At 73.1% G+C, this 20075-nt stretch carries 15 protein-coding genes; 12 read left to right on the top strand and 3 right to left on the bottom strand.

What is annotated here, in order from left to right:
- Positions 1 to 45 precede the first annotated feature (45 nt).
- The 4 genes from ACYU7H_RS11630 to ACYU7H_RS11615 all read left to right on the top strand — a co-directional run bounded on the left by ACYU7H_RS11630 (position 46) and on the right by ACYU7H_RS11615 (position 4634).
- Positions 46 to 849 (top strand): lysophospholipid acyltransferase family protein, encoded by an 804-nt coding sequence (locus tag ACYU7H_RS11630; protein WP_460814890.1) that lies wholly within the window; start codon positions 46 to 48, stop codon positions 847 to 849.
- Positions 849 to 1859 (top strand): YheT family hydrolase, encoded by a 1011-nt coding sequence (locus ACYU7H_RS11625; RefSeq protein WP_460814888.1) that lies wholly within the window; start codon positions 849 to 851, stop codon positions 1857 to 1859. The genes ACYU7H_RS11630 and ACYU7H_RS11625 overlap by 1 nt, the downstream gene beginning before the upstream one ends.
- 73 nt (positions 1860 to 1932) lie before the next feature.
- Positions 1933 to 3999 (top strand): tetratricopeptide repeat protein, encoded by a 2067-nt coding sequence (locus ACYU7H_RS11620; protein WP_460814886.1) that lies wholly within the window; start codon positions 1933 to 1935, stop codon positions 3997 to 3999.
- A gap of 20 nt (positions 4000 to 4019) precedes the next feature.
- A complete protein-coding gene (locus ACYU7H_RS11615; RefSeq protein ID WP_460814885.1) occupies positions 4020 to 4634 on the top strand; it encodes a YbhB/YbcL family Raf kinase inhibitor-like protein in 615 nt (204 codons plus the stop codon).
- Between the two features lie 264 nt (positions 4635 to 4898).
- Here ACYU7H_RS11615 and ACYU7H_RS11610 read toward each other — a convergent pair whose 3' ends face one another.
- On the bottom strand, positions 4899 to 5705 hold the full coding sequence (locus tag ACYU7H_RS11610) for an undecaprenyl-diphosphate phosphatase (RefSeq protein WP_460814883.1): 807 nt from the start codon (positions 5703 to 5705) through the stop codon (positions 4899 to 4901).
- A gap of 103 nt (positions 5706 to 5808) precedes the next feature.
- Between ACYU7H_RS11610 and zwf the strand changes: the two genes are divergently transcribed.
- Genes zwf through eda form a run of 5 tightly spaced genes read left to right on the top strand, consistent with a single transcriptional unit; the run spans position 5809 to position 11472 of the window.
- Positions 5809 to 7269 (top strand): glucose-6-phosphate dehydrogenase, encoded by a 1461-nt coding sequence (zwf, locus tag ACYU7H_RS11605; RefSeq protein ID WP_460814882.1) that lies wholly within the window; start codon positions 5809 to 5811, stop codon positions 7267 to 7269.
- A 9-nt stretch (positions 7270 to 7278) separates the two neighbouring features.
- Complete coding sequence (gene pgl / locus ACYU7H_RS11600; protein ID WP_460814880.1) at positions 7279 to 7986, top strand: 6-phosphogluconolactonase; 708 nt, start codon at positions 7279 to 7281, stop codon at positions 7984 to 7986.
- Positions 7986 to 9860, top strand: a complete 1875-nt coding sequence (gene edd, locus ACYU7H_RS11595) for a phosphogluconate dehydratase (protein ID WP_460814878.1) — start codon at positions 7986 to 7988, stop codon at positions 9858 to 9860. The genes pgl and edd overlap by 1 nt, the downstream gene beginning before the upstream one ends.
- On the top strand, positions 9857 to 10825 hold the full coding sequence (gene glk, locus ACYU7H_RS11590) for a glucokinase (protein WP_460814876.1): 969 nt from the start codon (positions 9857 to 9859) through the stop codon (positions 10823 to 10825). The genes edd and glk overlap by 4 nt, the downstream gene beginning before the upstream one ends.
- Entirely contained in the window at positions 10825 to 11472 is a 648-nt protein-coding gene (gene eda / locus ACYU7H_RS11585) for a bifunctional 4-hydroxy-2-oxoglutarate aldolase/2-dehydro-3-deoxy-phosphogluconate aldolase (protein WP_460814874.1), read from the top strand. The genes glk and eda overlap by 1 nt, the downstream gene beginning before the upstream one ends.
- Positions 11473 to 11559: 87 nt before the next feature.
- On the opposite strand, the gene ACYU7H_RS11580 is transcribed toward eda, so the two are convergent.
- Both ACYU7H_RS11580 and ACYU7H_RS11575 read right to left on the bottom strand, forming a co-directional pair.
- A complete protein-coding gene (locus tag ACYU7H_RS11580; protein WP_460814873.1) occupies positions 11560 to 12978 on the bottom strand; it encodes a solute:sodium symporter family transporter in 1419 nt (472 codons plus the stop codon).
- Between the two features lie 127 nt (positions 12979 to 13105).
- On the bottom strand, positions 13106 to 15820 hold the full coding sequence (locus tag ACYU7H_RS11575) for a TonB-dependent receptor (RefSeq protein ID WP_460814872.1): 2715 nt from the start codon (positions 15818 to 15820) through the stop codon (positions 13106 to 13108).
- Positions 15821 to 16053: 233 nt separating this feature from the next.
- Here ACYU7H_RS11575 and ACYU7H_RS11570 point away from each other — a divergent pair, with 233 nt between their 5' ends.
- From ACYU7H_RS11570 to ACYU7H_RS11560, 3 genes are all read left to right on the top strand, one after another.
- Positions 16054 to 18684: an alpha-amylase family glycosyl hydrolase gene (locus ACYU7H_RS11570; RefSeq protein ID WP_460814870.1), complete on the top strand. Its 2631-nt coding sequence runs from the start codon at positions 16054 to 16056 to the stop codon at positions 18682 to 18684.
- An 88-nt stretch (positions 18685 to 18772) separates the two neighbouring features.
- Positions 18773 to 19732: a formylglycine-generating enzyme family protein gene (locus tag ACYU7H_RS11565; RefSeq protein ID WP_460814869.1), complete on the top strand. Its 960-nt coding sequence runs from the start codon at positions 18773 to 18775 to the stop codon at positions 19730 to 19732.
- Between the two features lie 17 nt (positions 19733 to 19749).
- Positions 19750 to 19995 carry a DUF6868 family protein gene (locus ACYU7H_RS11560; protein WP_460814867.1) on the top strand — a complete coding sequence of 82 codons (246 nt, stop codon included), beginning with the start codon at positions 19750 to 19752 and terminating at the stop codon, positions 19993 to 19995.
- Positions 19996 to 20075: the final 80 nt, after the last annotated feature.

Raw genomic sequence — 20075 nt, 5'->3', positions numbered from 1 at the left:
CCGACGCGCCGGGTGCGCGCCACGCACTTCCGTTAAATTGCGCGCATGACTGCTGCCCTGACCGCCCGCGCCGGACGCGGCTCGCCGCTGGCCCGTGCCGGGCGCTACCTCGTGCGCGTGCCGATGCTGCTCTGGCACCTGCTGGTGCACCTGCCGCTGGCGATGCTGGCGATCACCCCGCTGACCGCGACGCTGGACGTCGGTGGCGAGCGGCTCGACCACCGCGTGATCCGCATGTGGTCGGCGGGCCTGATGCGCGTGTTCGGGTTCCGCCCGCGCCGCGTGGGGACCCCGGCCTCCGGCGCGGTGCTGTTCGTGGCCAACCACGTCAGCTGGGTCGACATCGTGGCGCTGCACAGCCAGCGGATGATGGGCTTCGTCGCCAAGCGCGAGATCGCCGGCTGGCCGCTGGTCGGCTGGATGGCGACGCGCGGCGAGACCATCTTCCACCAGCGGGGCAGCACCGAGTCGCTGGGCGGCGTGCTGCACGAGATGCTCGCGCGGCTGCGGGTGGGGCGCTCGGTCGGGGTGTTCCCGGAGGGCCGCACGCGCGACGGCCGCGAGGTCGGCCCGTTCCACGCGCGCATCTTCCTGGCCGCGGTCGAGGCGGGCGCGCGGGTGCAGCCGGTCGCGCTGCGCTACGGCCACGGCGGCGACGCGCAGACCCTGGTCGCGTTCGCGCCGGGCGAAAGCTTCCTGGGCAATTTCCTGCGGTTGCTGGGCGAACCGGCCCGGCTGGCGGAACTGCATTTCCTCGAGCCGATCGACCCGGGCGACGCCGGTGGCCGCCGCCGCATCGCCGAGACCGCGCGCGAGCGGATCATCGCCGCGATCGACACCCGGGCGTGATGGCGACGGGCGACACGACCGGCTACCACCCGCCGCGCTGGTTGCGCGATCCGCACCTGCAGACCGTGCTCGGCTCCAGCCCGCTGCGCCGGCAGCGCGGGCGGCGGGCGCTCGACGCGCTGGACGCGATCCACGCCGCGCACCTGGTCGACGGTGGCGACGGCGTGCGGCTGCAGGGCGTCCACAGCGCGATCCGCGGACGTGCGCCGCGCGCGCTCGCGGTCCTGCTGCACGGCTGGGAGGGCAGCGCGGAATCCGGCTACATGCGGCTGACGGCGGCGACGCTGCTCGCGGCCGGCTTCGACGTGTTCCGGCTCAACTTCCGCGACCACGGCGATACCCACCACCTCAACGAAGACCTGTTCCACTCCAACCGGATCGACGAGGTCGTGCACGCGGTGGGCGACGTGGCGCGGCGCATCCTGCCGGCCACCGGCCCGGCGCGCCCGCTGTGCCTGGCGGGCTATTCGCTGGGCGGCAACTTCGCGCTGCGCATCGGCCTGCGCGCGCCCGCCGCGGGCCTGGAGGTGGCGGGCATCGCGTCGGTCTGCCCCGTGCTCGATCCGGCAGCGACCATGGACGCGATGGAGGCGGGCCTGCCGCTCTACCACTGGTACTTCGCGCGCAAGTGGCGGCGCTCGCTGGTGCGCAAGCGGGCCCTGTTCCCGGACCGGTTCGATGTCGATGACGCCACGCTCGGGCTGCCGTTGCGGCCGCTGACGCGCTGGCTGGTCGAACGCCACACCGACTTCGGCGACCTGGACCGCTACTTCGACGGCTACGCGATCGCCGGAGACCGCCTCGCGACGCTGGCGCCCCCGGCCTGGATCCTGACCGCCGCCGACGACCCGGTGATCCCGATCGCGCACTTCCACGCGCTCGCGCTCCCGCCGACGACCCGGCTGGAGATCGCCTCGCACGGCGGGCACTGCGGGTTCATCCGCGACCTCCGCCTCCGCGGGCATGCCGAGCACTGGGTCGCCGACCGGCTCGGGGCCGCCTTGGCCTGACGGGGGGACGGCCGGAGGGAGCCGGCGGCCCCCAGCGGATAGACTGTGCGGCTCCCGACAGCCGGACGTTTCCATGTACGACGCGATCCTCGAGGCCCTGCGCAGCGGCGCCCATGACGACGCCCTCGCCCGCGCCCGCGCGCTCGCCGACGCGCATCCCGGCGATCCGCAGGCGCTGCGCTGGCTGGCGATCGCCCAGGCCCAGTCGGGTCAGCCCAGGGCGGCCCTGGAGACGATCGCCAACGCGATCGAGCGCGCGCCCGAGGACGCCGAACTGCACCTGGTGCGCGGCAGCCTGCTGCTCGCCGCCCAGGACCGCCAGGCCGCCCGCGACGCCCTGGCGCGCGCCACCGAACTCGATCCCAACCAGGCTTCGGCGTACTTCCTGCAGGCCCAGCTGGCGCTCGCCCGCGGCGACGCCGACGAGGCCGAGCGCCAGGCGAAGCTGGCCGCGCGCCTGGCCGAGGGGCACCCCCAGCTCGACGTCATCGAGGGCATGGTGGAACTGCGCCGCGGCCACGCCGAAACGGCGCTCAAGCGCCTGAGCGCGGCGGCGGCCGCCGGCCACGAGGATCCCCAGCTGCTCTACGCGCTCGGCCACGCGCACCTGCAGCAGGGCCACGCCGCCTTCGCCGAGCAGGCGTTCACCCGCCTCCTCGAGCAGGACGCCGCGGCCCCCGGCCTGCGCCTGCTGGTCGCCGACCTGCGCATGCAGCAGGGCCGGCCCGACGAGGCGATCGACGTGCTGCAGCCGCTGCTGTCGCGGCCCGACCCCGGCTTCGCGCTGCAACGCCTGGCCGGCGTCCTCGAGCTGGCCGCGGGCCGGCCGCGCCGCGCGCTGCCGTGGCTGCGTGCGGCGTTCGAACGCCAGCCGGGCGACCAGCGCCTGCTGTTCGCCCTGGTCCAGACCTGGCAGCGCCTGGGCGCCCGCGAAGAGGCGGTCGAGGCGCTGGAGGCCGCGCTGGCGAAGCAGCCCGACGCCTCGGTGCTCTGGCAGTCGCGCATGACCTTCGTGGCGCCGGGCCAGGGTGGGGAAGTGCTCGACCGCTGGCTCGCCGCGATGCCGGACGACCCGGACGCGCTGGAGATGCTCGCCACCGCGCACGACCTCGCGGGACGGCGTGACGAGGCGATCGAGGTGACCCGACGGGTCGTCGACCTCGCCCCGGGCCGCCAGTTCACCTCGGAACTCAAGCTTGCCGGGCTGGAACTCGAATCCGATCCGCCGTCAGCCGTCGGCCGGCTGCAGGCGCTGCTCGCCCACCATCCGCAGCCCGAGCGGCAGGGCCTCGTGCGCGCCCGCCTCATCGAAGCGCGCGACCGTGCCGGCGAGCAGGCGACGCTGGTGACCGAATGGTCCGCCGCCCGCGCCGCGGAAGCGACCTCGACGCCCGTCCCGCCCTCGCCCGCGCCGTCCGAGTGGCCCGCGCGCGCCGCGGAGGACCCGTCGGCCCCGGCGGTCGCGCTGCTCTGGGGCCCGCCGGGCTCGGGTGCCGGCGTGCTGGCGGAGGTCGCCGCGACGGCCGGGCTGCCGATCCTGCGCGACCGTTTCTCGCCGCGCGCACCGCAGGATCCCCTGCAGGACATCGCGACCGCCACGCAACTCGCCTCGGGCGAGGCGGACGCGGCGCAGGTGGTCGACCGGTGGACCGCGGCGTTGCCGGCGCGCGGCGTGGCCGGTGGCGGTCCGGTCATCGACTGGCTGCCGTGGTGGGACAACGCACTGCTGCACGCGCTGCGCCCGCACTTGCCGGGCGCCCGGCTGCTGGTGGTGCTGCGCGATCCGCGCGACCTGCTGCTCAACTGGCTCGCGTTCGGCGCGCCCGGCCAAGGGGCCATGCCCTCGCCGGTCGAGGGTGCGCGCTGGCTTGCCGCGGTGCTGGCGCAGGTCGCCGACCTGCACGAACAGGACCTGCAGCCGCACCGGCTGCTGCGCGTGGACGACGCACTCGGCCGCGCCGACCGGATGATGGACGCGCTCAACGTCGCCCTGGACACCGACCTGCCGACGCCGAACCGGCCGATGTACGCCGGCCCGCGCCTGCCGGCCGGCCGCTGGCGCGCGTACGCCACGCAGCTGGGCGATGCGTTCGCCGAGCTCCACGCCGTGTCGGCGCGCCTCGGCTACCCTGAGGCCTGACCCGACGCACAGAGGCCGCCATGCAGATCCGCAGTGACAGCTTCGAGTTCCGGAAGGCCATCCCCGCCCGGTTCGCGATGGGGGCCGCGGACGGCTTCGGCGGCAACCGCAATCCGCACCTCGCCTGGGACGGGGTCCCCGACGGCACGAAGTCCTTCGCCCTGCTGTGCATCGACACCGACGCGCCGACCGACCCGTCGCTGGCCGGCAAGGCCGGCGTGGAGATCCCGGTCGCGCATCCCCGCGGCGACTTCGTCCACTGGGCGATGGTCGACCTCCCCGCCGACGTCCGGGAGATCGCGGAAGGCAGTTGCAGCGACGGCGTCACGCTCGGTGGCAAGCAGGCGCCGGACGGTCCCCCGGGCGCGCGCCAGGGCCTGAACGACTACACGGGCTGGTTCGCGGGCGATGCGGAGAAGCGCGGCGACTACTTCGGCTACGACGGCCCGTATCCGCCGCCGAACGACCTGCGCGTGCACCGGTACTTCTTCCGCGTGTTCGCGCTGGACACCGCGACGCTCGACCTGCCGGCGAAGTTCACCGCCGCCGATGTCTTCGAGGCGATGCACGGCCACGTACTGGCCGAAGCCGCCACGCACGGCACCTATTCGCTGAACGCCGTCGCAGGCGGCTGACCGATCGTGCGCACCCTTTCGCGCCCGTAGGGGCGCTCCTACGGGGTGGGGTTCGCTCGTTCCCCTTGGGCGCGGGCCTGCGCCCGCGACGGATTGCCGGGCGAACCCACCAGCATCCCCGCCCGTGACGGCGCGCCACAGGCGCGGGTTCACTGCCTCCCCGTAGGAGCGGGCCTACGCCCGCGATGGGCTGCCGGGCGAGTCCAACGATCACGGCTTCGCGCCCGCAGGGGCGCTCCTACGGGGTGCGGTGCGGGTTGGGTGTCACTGGCCCGGCAGGAACAGCAGGATGGCGATGCCAAGGGCGATGCGGTAGACCGCGAACGGGGTGTAGCGATGCCGGCCGATGTAGGCCAGCAGCCAGCGCACCGCGGCGAAGCCGGTGACCGTGGCCGCGGCGAACGCGACCCAGAGCCCGGTCCAGTCCTCGACCGGCGTCGACGAATCGGTCCAGTACTCCAGGAACGCGTAACCGCTGGCCGCGAACATCGTCGGGATGCCCACCAGGAACACGAACTCCGCCGCCGACGTCCGCCGGCTCAGGCCGGCGAGCATCGCCATGAAGATGGCCGCGGCCGAACGCGACGTCCCGGGGAACACGCCCGCCACCACCTGCGCCAGTCCGACCAGCAGGGCGACCGTCCAGGTGACCGTCGTGCCGTCCGGCCGCCGCTCGGCCAGGCGCTCGGCGAACAGCATCCAGACCCCGCCCAGCACCAGCGCGATCGCGATCGGCGTGACCGTCTCCGGCAGCTCCCAGCCCATCAGGCGCACGGGCAGGCCGACCACCGCCGTGACGCCGAACGCCAGCGCGATCTTCATCAGGTAGTCGCGGTTGGACCTGTCGCGCAGCCCGGTCGCGAGCGACCAGATGCGCTGCCGGTACACCAGCGTGATCGCCAGGATCGCGCCGGCCTGGATGACGATGTTGAACAGGTCCGAGCGCTGGCCCAGCCAGTGCTGCGCGATCAGCAGGTGCCCGGTGCTGGAGATCGGCAGGAACTCGGTCAGCCCCTCGATGATGCCGAGCAGCAGGGCGGCGAGCAGGCTGGTGTCGTCGGCGGGGGTCAACGCGCGGGCCGTCCGGAAGGCGGGCCAGCATACCGAACCGCCCGCCGCGCACTGCAATCGTATGCAGGCGCGGGCGCGTGCCGGCGCGGTTTAGGCTTGCCGGATGACCGCGCGCCCCGCCTCGCTGCTGACCGTGTTCGGCGCCACGGGCGACCTCGCCCGGCGGATGCTGCTGCCCTCGCTGTACCGGCTGCACGCCGACGGGCTGCTGCCCGAGGGGCTGCGCGTCCTCGGCACCGCGCGCAGCGACCTGGACGACGCCGGCTTCCGCGCGCACGTCGCCGCGGCGGTCACCGAGCACGTGCCCGAGGCCGACCGCGATGCCGCCGCGCTCGACGGCCTGCTCGCGCGCATCGCCTACCGGCCCGCCGCGCTCGACGACGCCGCCTCGTTCGAGGGCCTCGCGAAGGCGATCGCCGCGCAGCGCCGCGACGGCGACGTCGTCTACCACCTGAGCACCGCGCCGCGCTGGTACGCGCCGACCTGCCGCGCCCTGGCCGCCCACGACCTCACCGGACCCGGCACGCGCGTGCTGCTCGAGAAGCCGATCGGCCACGACCTCGCCAGCGCCACCGCGATCAACGACGGCGTGGCGGCGGTGTTCGACGAGGACCGCGTGTTCCGCGTCGACCACTACCTCGGCAAGGAGGGCGTGCAGAACCTGCTGGCCCTGCGCTTCGGCAACGCGCTGTTCGAACCGCTGTGGAACACGCGGCACGTCGAGCAGGTGCAGGTCACCGTCGCCGAGACGGTCGGCGTCGAGGGCCGCGGCGAGTACTACGACGCCAGCGGCGCGCTGCGCGACATGGTGCAGAACCACCTGCTGCAGCTGCTGTGCCTGGTGGCGATGGAACCGCCCTCGCGCTTCGACCCGACGGCGGTGCGCAACGAGAAGATCAAGGTGCTGCGTTCGCTGCGGCCGATCGGCCGGGAGACCGTCGGCGCGGAGACGGCCATCGGCCAGTACACCGCCGGTGCGATCGACGGGCGCGCGGTGCCGGGCTATCTCGACGAACTCGGCCAGCCCAGCGGCACCGAGACCTTCGTCGCGCTGCGCGCGCACGTGGACAACTGGCGCTGGTCCGGCGTGCCGTTCTACCTGCGCACAGGCAAGCGCCTGCCACGCCGCAGCAGCGAGATCTACATCCAGTTCCGCGCGGTGCCGCACTCCATCTTCGGCGAGGGCAAGGTGGCGCCGAACGCGCTGCTGATCCGGTTGCAGCCGGAGGAACACATCGAGCTGGCGCTCATGCACAAGCAGCCCGGGCTCGACCGCGCCGGCCCGCAGCTCGCACCGGTCGCGCTGGACCTGGACGTGCAGGAGGAGTTCGCCGCGCACCGCCGCCGCCTCGCCTACGAGCGCCTTTACCTGGATGCGATCGAGGGCAACGGGACGCTGTTCGTGCGCCGCGACGAGACCGAGGCGGCCTGGGAGTGGGTCGACGCGATCCACGACGGCTGGCGCGCGACCGGGATGGCCCCTCGTGGCTACCCGGCCGGCAGCGGGGGCCCGGCCTCGGCGGTCATGCTCGCCGAACGCCACGGACACGCCTGGCGGGAGTAGGGTCGCGCGATGCCCTGGGTCATCCACGAACATCCCGACGCGGATGCCGCCGCCGAGGCGCTGGCCTCGTCCCTGGTGGCGTGCTGCCGCGAGGCCCTGCATGCGCGCGGGAGCGCCTGGCTGGCGCTGGCCGGCGGGCGCACCCCGTGGCCGGCGTACCGGCGCCTTGCGACGGCCAACCTGGACTGGTCGCGCATCGCGCTGGTGCCGACCGACGAACGCTGCGTGCCGCTGGACCATCCCGCCAGCAACCTGCGCGCGCTGGCGGAAGCCTTCGCGCCGGCCACGCCGTTGCCCGTGCTGGTGCCGCTGGCCCCCGACGACGGGGATTGCGTCTCCGCGGCGGCGCTCGCGGACGCCGCCCTGTCCGCACGCTCCGAACCCTTCGACGCGGTGGTCCTGGGCATGGGGACCGACGGCCACACGGCCTCCCTCTTCCCCGGCGCCGAAGCGCTCGACGCCGCGCTCGATCCCGCCGCCGGCGTGGACGCGATGCGCATCGACCCCGTGCCGATGCCGCCGGACGCGCCCTACGTGCGCGTCACCCTCACCGTCGCGCGCCTGCTGCGCGCACGCAGCTGGCACCTGCTGCTGTCGGGCGAGGCGAAGCGGCGCGTGCTCGACGAGGCGCTCGCCGCGGCCGACCCGCGCCGCCATCCGGTCGCCGCGATCCTGCACGCGCCGGGCGTCAGCGCGCACGTACACTGGAGCCCGTGATGGCGCTGCACCCCACGGTCGAACGCGTCACCCGGAAGATCGCCGAACGCAGCCGCGACACGCGCGCCGCCTACCTGGCGCGGATGGATGCCGCGCACGCCGCGCAGCGCGAGGCCGGGCCGGCGCGGGCGCGCCTGTCCTGCGGCAACCTCGCGCACGGCTTCGCCGCCGCCGGCGCCGACAAGCCGATGCTGCGCGACGGCCGCGGGGGCAACCTCGGCATCGTCACCGCCTTCAACGACATGCTCTCGGCGCACCAGCCGTTCGAGACCTACCCGGCGCTCATCCGGGCCGCGGCGCGCAACGCCGGCGGCAGCGCGCAGGTCGCCGGCGGGGTGCCCGCCATGTGCGACGGCGTGACCCAGGGCCGCGCCGGCATGGAGCTGAGCCTGTTCTCGCGCGACACCATCGCGCTGGCCACCGCGGTGGCGCTCTCGCACGAGATGTTCGACGGCGCGCTGATGCTGGGTGTCTGCGACAAGATCGTGCCCGGCATGCTCATCGGCGCGCTGTCGTTCGGGCACCTGCCGGTCGCCTTCGTGCCCGCCGGGCCGATGCCGTCGGGCCTGCCCAACCGGGAGAAGGCGGCCGTCCGCCAGCGCTTCGCCATCGGCGAGGCGGGCCGCGACGAACTGCTCGCCGCCGAGGCCGCCAGCTACCACGCCCCGGGCACCTGCACGTTCTACGGCACCGCCAACAGCAACCAGATGCTGATGGAGGTCATGGGACTGCACGTGCCGGGCAGCGCGTTCGTCAACCCCGGCACGGCGCTGCGCGACGCGCTCACGGTCGCGGCGACCGAACAGGTGCTGCAGGCGACCGCGTTGGGCGGCGACTACCGTCCGCTCGGCCGGACGGTGGACGAGAAGGCCATCGTCAATGCGATGGTCGGCCTGGCGGCGACCGGCGGCTCGACCAACCACGCCATCCACCTCGTCGCCATCGCGCGCGCGGCCGGGCTCCTCATCGACTGGGACGACCTGGATGCGCTCTCGCGCGTGACGCCGCTGCTGGCGCGCGTGTACCCGAACGGCAGCGCCGACGTGAACCACTTCCACGCCGCCGGCGGCATGGGCTTCGCGATCCGCGAGCTGCTCGATGCCGGGCTGCTGCACGCGGACATCGCCTGCGTGCACGGCGGCGACCTGCGCCGGCAGGCACTGGAGCCCTACCTGGACGACCTGGCGCTGCGCTGGCGGGACCCCCCGGCCGCGTCGCGCGACCCGTCGGTGCTCCGGCCCGCCGCCGATCCGTTCGATGCGGAGGGGGGACTGCGCCGGCTGCAGGGCAACCTCGGCCGCGCGGTGGTCAAGGTCTCGGCGGTCGCGCCGGAACAACGCGTGATCGAAGCGCCGGCGAAGCTGTTCGACTCGCAGGACGACCTGCTCGCCGCGTTCAAGCGCGACGTACTCGAAGGCGATTTCGTGGCGGTCGTCCGTGGCCAGGGCCCGCGCGCAAACGGCATGCCCGAACTGCACAAGCTCACCCCCACGCTGTCGGCGCTGCTCGACCGGGGGCAGCGCGTGGCGCTGCTCACCGACGGTCGCATGTCCGGCGCGTCGGGCAAGGTGCTGGCCGCGATCCATCTCACGCCCGAAGCGGTGGATGGCGGCCCGATCGCGCGGCTCCGCGAAGGCGACGTCATCCGGATCGACGCGGTCGCCGGGAGCATCGATGTCCGGCTGGACGACGCCACGCTGCAGTCGCGCACGCCCGCACGACCGTCCCTTGAGGCGAACGGCTTCGGCACCGGGCGCGAGCTGTTCGGGCTGATGCGTGCCGTCGCCGGTGGCGCGGAGGAAGGCGGCTGCAGCCTCTTCGTCGAGCCGGCCGGCGTCGCCGCGGTCCACGCGCCGGAAGAGGCCGGCCGGTGAGCGGGCTGGCCCTGATCGCCGACATCGGCGGCACCAACGCGCGCTTCGCGCTCACCGATCCGTCGGCCGCGCGGCCCGCGTGCCTGCATTCGAAGTCGCTGCGCAACGCGGACTTCGCCAGCCTGCAGCACGCCGCCGAGCACTACCTCTCGCTGGTCGGATCGCGCCCCGCGCGCGCGGCGATCGCGCTCGCGTGCCCGGTGACCGGCGACGAGATCCGCCTGACCAACCGCGCCTGGTCCTTCTCCCGCACCGAACTGCGGCAGGCGCTCGGGCTGGACGAGCTGCAGCTGATCAACGACTTCGGCGCCGTGGCGCACGCCGTCCCCGCGCTGGCGCCCGACGAGCGCGTCTTCCTCCATGGGCGGCAACGCGAGCCGCTCGAGGGCCCGGTGAGCATGCTCGGGCCGGGCACCGGGCTGGGCGTCGCGCTGCTGGTCGGCGCGCAGGACCGCGGATGGGAGGTGGTCGAGACCGAGGGCGGCCACGTCAGCTTCGCGCCGCAGGGCGACGAGGAGCAGGCGATCGCCCGCTGGCTCGCGTCGCGGCACGGCCGGGTCTCGAACGAACGCGTGCTGTGCGGCCGCGGCCTGTCGCAGATCGACGCGGTGCTGCGCGATGCCATCCACGGGCAGGAACCCGAGCTGCGCGACCCCGCGGACATCGTCCGCGCCGCGCTCCAGGGCCACGACGCCGCCGCCCGCCGGGCACTGGCGCGCTTCTGCGCCGTACTGGGCAGCGTGGCCGGCGACATGGCGCTGGTGCACGGCGCCCGCACGGTGGTGATCGCCGGCGGCATGGTGCCGCGGTTCATTCCCTTCCTGCGCGCCTCCGCGTTCCGCGAACGCTTCCTGGCGAAGGGACGGTTCGCGGCCTACCTGGAGTCGGTCGCCATCCACGTGATCACCCATCCGCACCCGGGCCTGCTCGGCGCCGCGGTCGCGTTGCGCGGGGGAACGCCGTGATGCATGCCGACGCGATCGACACGATCCTCGCAAGGGCGCCCGTGGTGCCGGTCATCTCGATCGCGCGCCCGTCCGATGCCGTGCCGCTGGCGCGCGCGCTGGTGGCCGGCGGCCTGCCGGTCCTGGAAGTCACGCTGCGCACGCCGGTGGCCCTGGAGGCGATCCGCGTGATCCGCGCCGAGGTGCCCGGGGCGATCGTCGGCGCGGGGACCGTGTTCGATGGCGCGGCGCTGGCCGCGGTGCGCAAGGCGGGCGCGGCGTTCGCCATCGCACCCGGCTGCACGGACCGCCTGTTCGATGCGGCGCGCGATGTCGACCTGCCGTTCCTGCCCGCCATCGCCACCGCGAGCGAACTGATGCGGGGCCTGGAGCGTGGCCACGCGCGCTTCAAGTTCTTCCCGGCCGAGGCGGCGGGGGGCACGGCCGCGTTGAAGGCGTTCGCCGGGCCGTTCGCGCACGTGCGGTTCTGCCCCACCGGCGGCATCGACGCCGCCAGCGCGCCGCGCTACCTGGCGCTGTCGAACGTGGCCACCGTGGGCGGCTCGTGGATGCTGCCCGGCGACGCGATCGCGGCGGGCGACTGGCCGCGCATCACCGCCCTCGCGCGCAAAGCCGCGGCCCTGCGTTCCGTGACGACGTCTCCGTAGGAGCGGGCCTACGCCCGCGATCAGTGGCGGATCCGCTTCCGGGGGATCGCGCCTGTAGAGGCGCTCCTGCGGTGGGCTGGTCCGGTCCTACGCGCGCGACGGCGCCGGCAGGGCGCGCGGCCCCATCAGCCGGCTCAGCACCCACATCAGCAGCACGCTCGAGAGCAGCGTGATGAACATCAGGTGGATGTAGTGCAGCGGCGTCCACGCGAAGGTGAACACGGCGTACAGCGCCGCGCCGAACACCACCCCGATGCGCACCGCGCGCGGATCGATGCGCGTGAAGGCGATCGCGACGACGAAGGCCGCCAGCACCGGCATCGAGTACAGCCCGTTGAGCTGCTGCAGGGTGGCGATGATGCTGGTCGCGTTCTGGTACAGCGGCACCATCGCCAGCGACACCACGGTGAACACGATGGCGACCCATTGCCCGACGCGCTTCGCATCGGCACCCGGGTCGACCTTGGCCAGGTGGATGTCGCAGGTGTACAGCGCCGCCGCGGAGTTCAGGCAGGAGTTGAAGCTCGACAGCACCGCGCCGGCGATGACCGCCGCGAACGCGCCCGACAGCCATGCCGGCAGCACGTCGCCGACCAGCCGGCCGAAGGCGACGTCGCCCACGTCGCCGTAGAGCTTGAACGCGATGATCCCGGGGAACACGACGATCAGCGGCGTGAGCATCTTGAACGCGGCGGCCGCGTAGATGCCCTTCTGCGCCTCGCGCACGGAACCGGCGGCCAGCGCGCGCTGCGCGATGACCATGTTCGTGCCCCAGTAGAAGACGTGGATGAAGAGCATGCCCGTCAGCAGCGTCGTCCACGGGATGTCCGAGCCGGCGTCGCCGACCAGCGTCCAGCGCTCCGCGGGGATGCCCGTCAGGTCCCAGTCCACCGCCATCAGCGCGAATACGGTCACCGCGATGCCCATCACCAGCAGGCCCAGGCCGTTGTAGGTGTCGGAGATGGCGATGGCGCGCAGGCCGCCGAAGGCAGCGTACGCAAGCCCGCCGATCGCGAACAGCGCCGCGATCCCGATGATCGGCAGCTCGAGCCCGAACATCGACTTCATGAACACCGAGCCGGTGTACAGCACCACCGGCAGCAGGATGAACATGTAGCCGAGCATGAAGAGCACCGACACCGCGCGACGCAGGGCCGGGTCGCCCAGCCGGTGTTCGAGCAGTTCGGTGGTGGTCGTGCAGCCGTAGCGGTAGTACATCGGCACCAGCACGTGCGCGAGCACCAGCAGGCCCGCCGCGGCCCCGAACTCCCACCAGGCCACCAGCATCATCTGCGCGCCGTTCATGCCGACGATCTGCTCGGCGCTGAGGTTGGTGAGCAGCAGGCTGCCGGCGATGAACGGCCAGGCGAGCGTGCCGCCGGCCAGGAAGTAGTCGCGCGAGCGGTCCGTGCTGTGCACCGCCCGGCGGCAGCGCCACCACGTGGCCAGGGCCACCAGCGCGGTCAGCGCGGCGAACACCAGGAACTGGATCGTGCCGTGGTTCATTCCTTCCTCCGTCTGGCGCGCCGCGGTCCGGCGCGCACAAAAAACCCCTGCCGGCGGGGGCTGCCGGCAGGGGTCGAAGCCTACGCGTCCGGTCGCGGACGCGGCGCCGGCGGACCGGGCACCGTCGTCAGAACCGGTAGTTCACGCCGAACAGGTACGTGCGGCCGAACTCCTGGTACTCGCGGGGCCAGTCGCTGCGTCCCTCGTAGGTGGAGCGGAACGGCTCGTTCTCGATGTTGTTCACCTGCAGCAGCAGCGACAGGCCCTCGAGCGCGCCGCCGGCCGGGAAGCTGTAGCCCAGCTGCACGTCGGTGACCGTCTCGCCCTCGAAGATGCGCCGCGTGCGGTCGCCGCCGAAGCCCTGCACCTCGCCCAGGAACGCGGAGCGATGGCGCTGCGCCACGCGGGCCGAGAAGCCGAAGCGCTCGTAGTAGACCGTCGCGTTCGACACGTACTTCGACAGGCCCGGCAGCGGGGTGCTGGTGCCCGGGCCGTCAGGCTGGATGGAACTCTCCGTGTCGGAGTAGTTCGCCTGCAGGCCGAAGCCCTCGAGCGGTGCCCAGAACGCGCCGAACGGGATCGACACCGCCAGCTCCAGGCCGCGGATCGTGCCGCCCTCGCCGTTCACCGGCGCGGTGTACGGGCCGAACGGGATGGCCGGCAGCTGGTCCGGCGGCACCGTGTCGGGGATCGGCAGCTTGGTGTAGTCGAGCGCGATCGTCTGCGAATAGATGTAGGTGCTCAGGTCCTTGTAAAAGTAGGCCGCCGAGACGTAGCCCTGGCCGTCGGCGAAGTACTTCTCCCACGACAGGTCGAGGGCGGTCGCCAGCCAGGGCTTGAGCTCGGGGTTGCCGCCGCCGCCGGTCCAGCACGGGGGCGGGAGCCCTTCGCAGGCGCTTGCCCGGTTGATGCTGTAACCGGCGTTCGCGCGCAGTTCGTCCATGCGCGGCCGCGCCATCTGCCGCGACAGGCCGACGCGGAACAGCTGCTCCGGGAAGAACTCGAACGCCATGTTCATGCTGGGCAGCACGTGCCGGTAATCGGCGCCGCGCGTGGCCGGCTCGCTGAGCGCGACGCCGTCGAAGGTCGCCACGCCGGTGGACTCCTGGTCGGTGTCCACGACCTGCACGCCGAAGTTGCCGCGGGTCGGGATGCCGCCCCAGTCGGTGTCGACGTCGAACTGGATGTAGCCGGTGGTGACGCGCTCGTCGACTTCCCAGTTCTTGTTCGAGATGTCGGGGTGGGTCTTGGGCAGCAGGAAGTAGAAGCTGTCCACCATGCCCAGCGTGTCCAGCCCCATCAGGCCGTCCAGTCCGGCGAAGCCGAACTCGTCGCCGCCCACGACGAACTGCGACGGCACGGGCACCGGCGTGTTGTCGGTGCACCCGGTCGTGGTGCAGAGCGTTGTCTCGAACGAGGAGCGGCTCTTGGTGCGGTCGGTGACGTTGACGCCGAACTGCACGCCGGTGATGCCCTCCTCGAGGAATTGCTTCTCGAAGTCCAGGCGCAGCGCGTTCAGTTCGTCCTCGACCACGAAGTCCTTCAGGTAGCCGGCCTGCGCGCGGTCGCCGCCCCAGCCGCCCGGATCCATCAGCACGAAGTTCGACGGGTCGCTGTAGTCGAGCCCGAAGTCGAAGTCGTAGTAGCCGTCGGGGTTGAAGTTCACCGTGACGGTGTCGGTCAGGCCCGGGCGGAGCGTTGCGTAGGTCTCGAGGATCCGCTCGTTGCGCTCGGCGCTGGAGTGGCTGGCGTCAAGGGCCATCGTCCAGCCGTTGCCGAGGTTGAACTCGTTGTTCCAGCCGATCGAGATCAGCTCGTCGAAGCTGGCGAGGTAGTCGTTGCGGACGATCGGCTGGAAGTTCTCGAACGTCGCCTGCACCGCGGTGCCCTGCGCGTTGTCGGTGCGGCTGACCGGCGGACCGGCGGCGCCCCAGGCGAAGCCGAACTCCATGCCGCGCTTGTCCTCCTCGCGGTCGAACTCGGAGTAGAACAGGTCGAGCGTGCTGTTCCAGAACTCGTTCGGCCGGAACTGCAGCGCGCCCATGAAGCCGTCGCGCACGTACTCGGACTCGAAGTCGTACAGCTGGCCGCCGCCGATGGCGCCGTCCGGGTAGCCCCACGACTCGAAGCGGTAGGACTGGCCCGGGTTGTTCAGGCGGGCGTAGCCCAGCGCGATGCCGACGGTGTCGTCGGCGAACTGGTCGATGTACGAGATGCTGAAGCGGTTGCCGTATTCCTTCTCGTCGTGCAGCTCGTTCATGTCGCCGCGCACGTTGACCGCGATCGCCTGCTCGCCGTAGTCGAGCGGGCGCACGGTGCGCAGGTCCACGGTGCCCGACAGGCCCTGGCCGACGAGGGACGCGTCGGTGGTCTTGTAGACGACCACCTGGTTGGTGAGCTCGGACGGGTACTGGTCGAATTCCACGCCGCGGTTGTTGCCGAGGCTCACCTGCTCGCGGCCGTTGAGCAGCGCGGTGGAGAAGTCGCCGGCGAAGCCGCGGATGTTGATCTCCTGCGGACGGCCGCCGAAGCGCTGCGCGGTCAGGCCGGGCAGGCGCGCGATCGAGTCGGCGATCGAGGTGTCGGGCAGCTTGCCGATGTCCTCGGCCGAGATCGCCTCGACGATCGAGGTCTCCTCGCGCTTGGTGTCGATGGATTCCTCGATGGCGGCGCGGATGCCGGTGACGACAACGCGGTCGAGTTCTGTGGCGTCCTCGTCTTCATCCCGCTCGGGGGCCTGCTCGGCCTCCTGTTCCGACTGCGCCTGGGCCTGCGCCTGGGCGGCGAGCATCATCGTGGCCGTGGCGAGCGCCACGCTGAGCAGCTTGCGTTCGAATTTCACCTGCATCCCCCGGAAATGAATGACTGCGAAGGTCGTCCCTTTGCATGCCGGCGGCGTGGCCGTCCGGCGTCCCCTTGCTCGTGGCGGGTCCACGATGCGGCCGATGGTAGACGCGGGTCGCACCGCACAAGTCATCCTGCAAACGTATTCATGCCGGCGTGTGCCGCGGGCGGCGGCGGCCGTCATGCCGGCATGGAATAGTCCGGCGGCGCCCCGCGTCCCGAGGACCCGCCATGCCCGTGCCCCGCCGAACCGCCCCTGCCCGCCTCGCGGCCAGCCTGGGGCTGGCGCTGGCCGCGTCCGCCGTGGCCGCGCAGGACGGCCCGCTGCACGTGCCCTCGCCGGATTGGCGGGACCAGGTCGTCTACTTCCTGATGATCGACCGCTTTGATGACGGCGACGCCGGCAACAACGACCAGGGCGCGGGCGAGTACGACCCCGCCGATGGCCGCAAGTACAGCGGGGGCGACCTCGCCGGCGTGGCCCGGCGCCTGGACTACCTCCGCGACCTCGGGGCCACCGCGGTCTGGATCACCCCGCCGGTGGCCAACCAGTGGTGGAACCCGGGGGGTAGCTATGGCGGCTACCACGGCTACTGGGCCAGCGACTTCTCCGCGGTCGATGCCCACTACGGGACGCTGGACGATTACCGCGCGCTGTCCCGCGCCCTGCACGGCCGCGGCATGTACCTGGTCCAGGACGTGGTGGTGAACCACGTGGCGGACTGGATCCGCTGCGACGACGGCGTGGACCCCGCCGACGCGGCCTCGATCGCGGCGCATTGCATGGTGCGCACCGACGCGCAGGGCCGCAGCGCGCCGGTGCAGGCGCCCTTCGACCGGAACGACCCGGACGATCCCGCCGACCGCGCCGCCGGGCTCTACCACTTCACGCCGTCGATCTCGGACTTCGAGGACCGCCGGCAGGAGCTGGAGTTCGCCCTGGCCGGGCTGGACGACCTCGACACGGAGAACCCCGAGGTGCGCCGCGCGCTGCGCGACGCCTATGGCATGTGGATCCGCGAGGTGGGCGTGGACGCCTTCCGCGTGGACACCGCCTTCCACGTGCCCGCGGACTTCTTCCCCGACTTCCTGCAGGCGCCGGATGCCGGCGCCCCGGGGGTGGCGCGCGTGGCCGCGGACACCGGCCGCGCGGACTTCCTGTCCTTCGGGGAGGGCTTCGGCGCCGACCGCGCGTTCGACGACCGCCAGGCCCGCAAGCTCGACGCCTACATGCGCGTCGACGGCGGCCTGCCGTCGATGATCAACTTCCCGCTGTACGGGACGCTCGGCGACGTGTTCGCGCGCGGGCGGCCGACGGCGGAGCTGCGGCACCGCATCGATTCGATGATGGCCGTGCACGCCGATCCCTGGCGCATGCCGACGTTCGTCGACAACCACGACGTCGACCGGTTCCTCGCCGGCGGCAGCGAGGCCGCGTTGAAGCAGGCGCTGCTCGCGATGCTGTCGCTGCCGGGCATCCCGGTCATCTGGCAGGGCACCGAGCAGGGCTTCACCGAACGGCGCCGGGCGATGTTCGCCGGCGGCCACCAATCCGGCGGCCGGGACCACTTCGAGCCGGACGCGCCGCTCTACCGATACCTGCAGCGCGCGATCGCGCTGCGCCGCGACCACCCGGTGCTGTCGCGTGGCACGCCGACGGTGCTGGCGGCGAACGCGGCGCGCGCGGGGGCGATCGCCTGGCGCATGGACCACGCGGGCGAGGCGATGCTCGTGGTGTTCAACACCGCCGACGGCGAGGTGCTGCTCGACGGGCTGGCCGCGGGCTTGCCGGCGGGCGCCGGGCTGTCGCCCGCGTTCGCGATCGAGGGCGAGGCGCCGGTGCCGCGGGTCGCGACGGATGGCACGCTCACGCTCCGCCTGCCGGCGCGCAGCGGCTATGCATGGACCGTGGTGGATGCGGAGGCCGCGCGCGGGGCAGCCGCGCCGGCGAGCCCGATGGCGGACGCACCCGCGATCGATCCCCTGCCTGCGGCAACGCTGACCGGCGACATCGTCCTGCGCGGCGATGCCCCCGGAGGCCGCCCGCTGCACCTGGTGGTGGACGGCGACCTCTCGCGTGCGACGCCGGTCGAGGTGGCACCCGACGGCCGCTGGCGCGCCACGCTGCGCACCGATGCCATGGTCGACCCGGCGATCGTGCACCGCGTCGTCGCCTTCGATCCCGCGACCGGGACGACCAGCCCCGCGCGCACGTTCCGCGTCGCCCTGGACTGGGCGCCGGCGGCGGATGTCGCCGACCCCATCGGTGACGACACCGGGCCATCCGGCACCTACACCTATCCGACCGACCCGGGCTGGCGGGACGTGCATCCCGCCGACATCGAGCGCGTGCGCGCGTGGACCGCCGGCGGCGCACTGCGTTTCGAGGTCACCCTGCGCACGATCGGCAGCGCCTGGAATCCCGCCAACGGATTCGACCACGTGGCGGTGACCGCCTTCCTCGAGATTCCGGGCCGGGGCGGTGGCATCGACGCCATGCCGCAACAACACGCGACGCTGCCGGACGGGATGCGCTGGCACCGCCGCCTGCGCGCGCACGGCTGGTCGAACTCGCTGTTCGCCTCCGACGGCGCCGATGCCGACTCGGAGGGCACGCCGGTCGCGCCCGCGCCCGGCCTCGCGGTCGACGCCCATGCGCGCACGCTCACCTTCACCCTGCCCGCCGACGCCCTGGGCGACCCGGCCACGCTGGACGGCGCGCGCCTGCATGTGGCCACCTGGGACTACGACGAGGGCTTCCGGCGACTTGCCCCGGAGGCCGGCGCGAACACGTTCGGCGGCGGCCCCGCGGACGGCCCGCGGGTGATGGACGCGGCCACGCTCACCCTCGGCGGCCGATAGCGCTACCGTGTCCCTCCCGCCCGGGAGGATCGATGCATGGCCGCCGGACCCGCGTACCCGATCGCCGCCCCGCCCGGGCGCTGAGCCAATGCCGTTGTCGTCGTTCCTGGTGCTCGCCCTGACCCTCGCCGGCGCCGCGTCGACCGCGGCGGACGCGCCCCCGGGCGGCGTGTTCCGGGATTGCTCGGACTGTCCGTGGATGGTCGTGCTGCCCGCGGGCCGATTCATGATGGGATCGCCCCTCGGCGAGCCGGGTCGCTTCGAGGACGAAGGCCCGCGGCACCCGGTCGAGATTCCTGGCGCCTTCGCGCTGTCGCATGCGCCGGTGACACGCGACCAGTACGCGGCCTTCGTGCGCGCGACCGGACACCCCGTCGCGGACGCGTGCGCGGTCATGCGGGACGAAGGTTGGACGTCGACGCCGGGCGCGGGCTGGCGCGACCCCGGTTTCGAACAACGTGGCGACCATCCCGTCGTGTGCGTCGACTGGCACGACGCGGTCGCCTACGCGGCATGGCTCACGGCGCGCACCGGTCACCACTACCGGCTCCCGACGGAAGCGGAGTTCGAGTACGCCGCGCGCGCCGGCCGCGACGCGACGTTTCCCTGGGGCGACGCCGCGGGGGACATCTGCCGGCACGCGAACGTCTTCGACCTCGCCGCGCGGCGCCTGCACCCCGGCTGGGCGGGCGAGGACTGCGACGATGGCCATGCGTTCACCGCACCGGTCGCCGCGTTCCCGACCAACGCCTTCGGCCTGCTCGGCATGACGGGCAACGTCTACCAGTGGACGGCCGACTGCTTCGTGGAGGGCGGTTACGCCGGCGCGCCGAACGACGGCTCGGCGCGCGACGCCGGGCCATGCGAGGCACGCGCCATCCGGGGCGGCTCCTGGCTCAACAGTGCGCGTGGCCAGCGTGCGGCGATGCGCGACCGCGACCGCCCGGGAGACCGTTACACGAACGTCGGCCTGCGGGTCGTGCGCGAACTCCCGGACACGGCCGCCGGACCGCCCGCCGACGTTCCCCGCGCCTCGCCCGGCGCCTGACCTGCCTGGAGGATCCCATGGACCTCGACACGCTCTCCGGACTCCTGCTCTGGTCGCTCGCGATCAACTACGCGGTGCTGGTGCTCTGGTTCGTCGCCTATCTCTCCGGGAGGGACTGGATGCACCGGATCCACGGCCGCCTGCTGCGGATGGACGACGCGACGCTCGACCGGATCCACGTCGCCGGGATGGCCGGGTACAAGCTCGCGATCCTGTTCTTCAACTTGGTGCCGCTGCTCGCCGTCGCGCTGGTGCGGGGCTGAGCCCCGCCGACGGGGCACTTCGTCCCCGCTTCACGCGCGGCGCATCCGGGCCACACGCGGCCGCGGCACGCTTGCCGCGA

The sequence above is a fragment of the Luteimonas pelagia genome (genome assembly GCF_054776035.1).
This window is presented reverse-complemented; position numbering and strand designations above follow the sequence as displayed.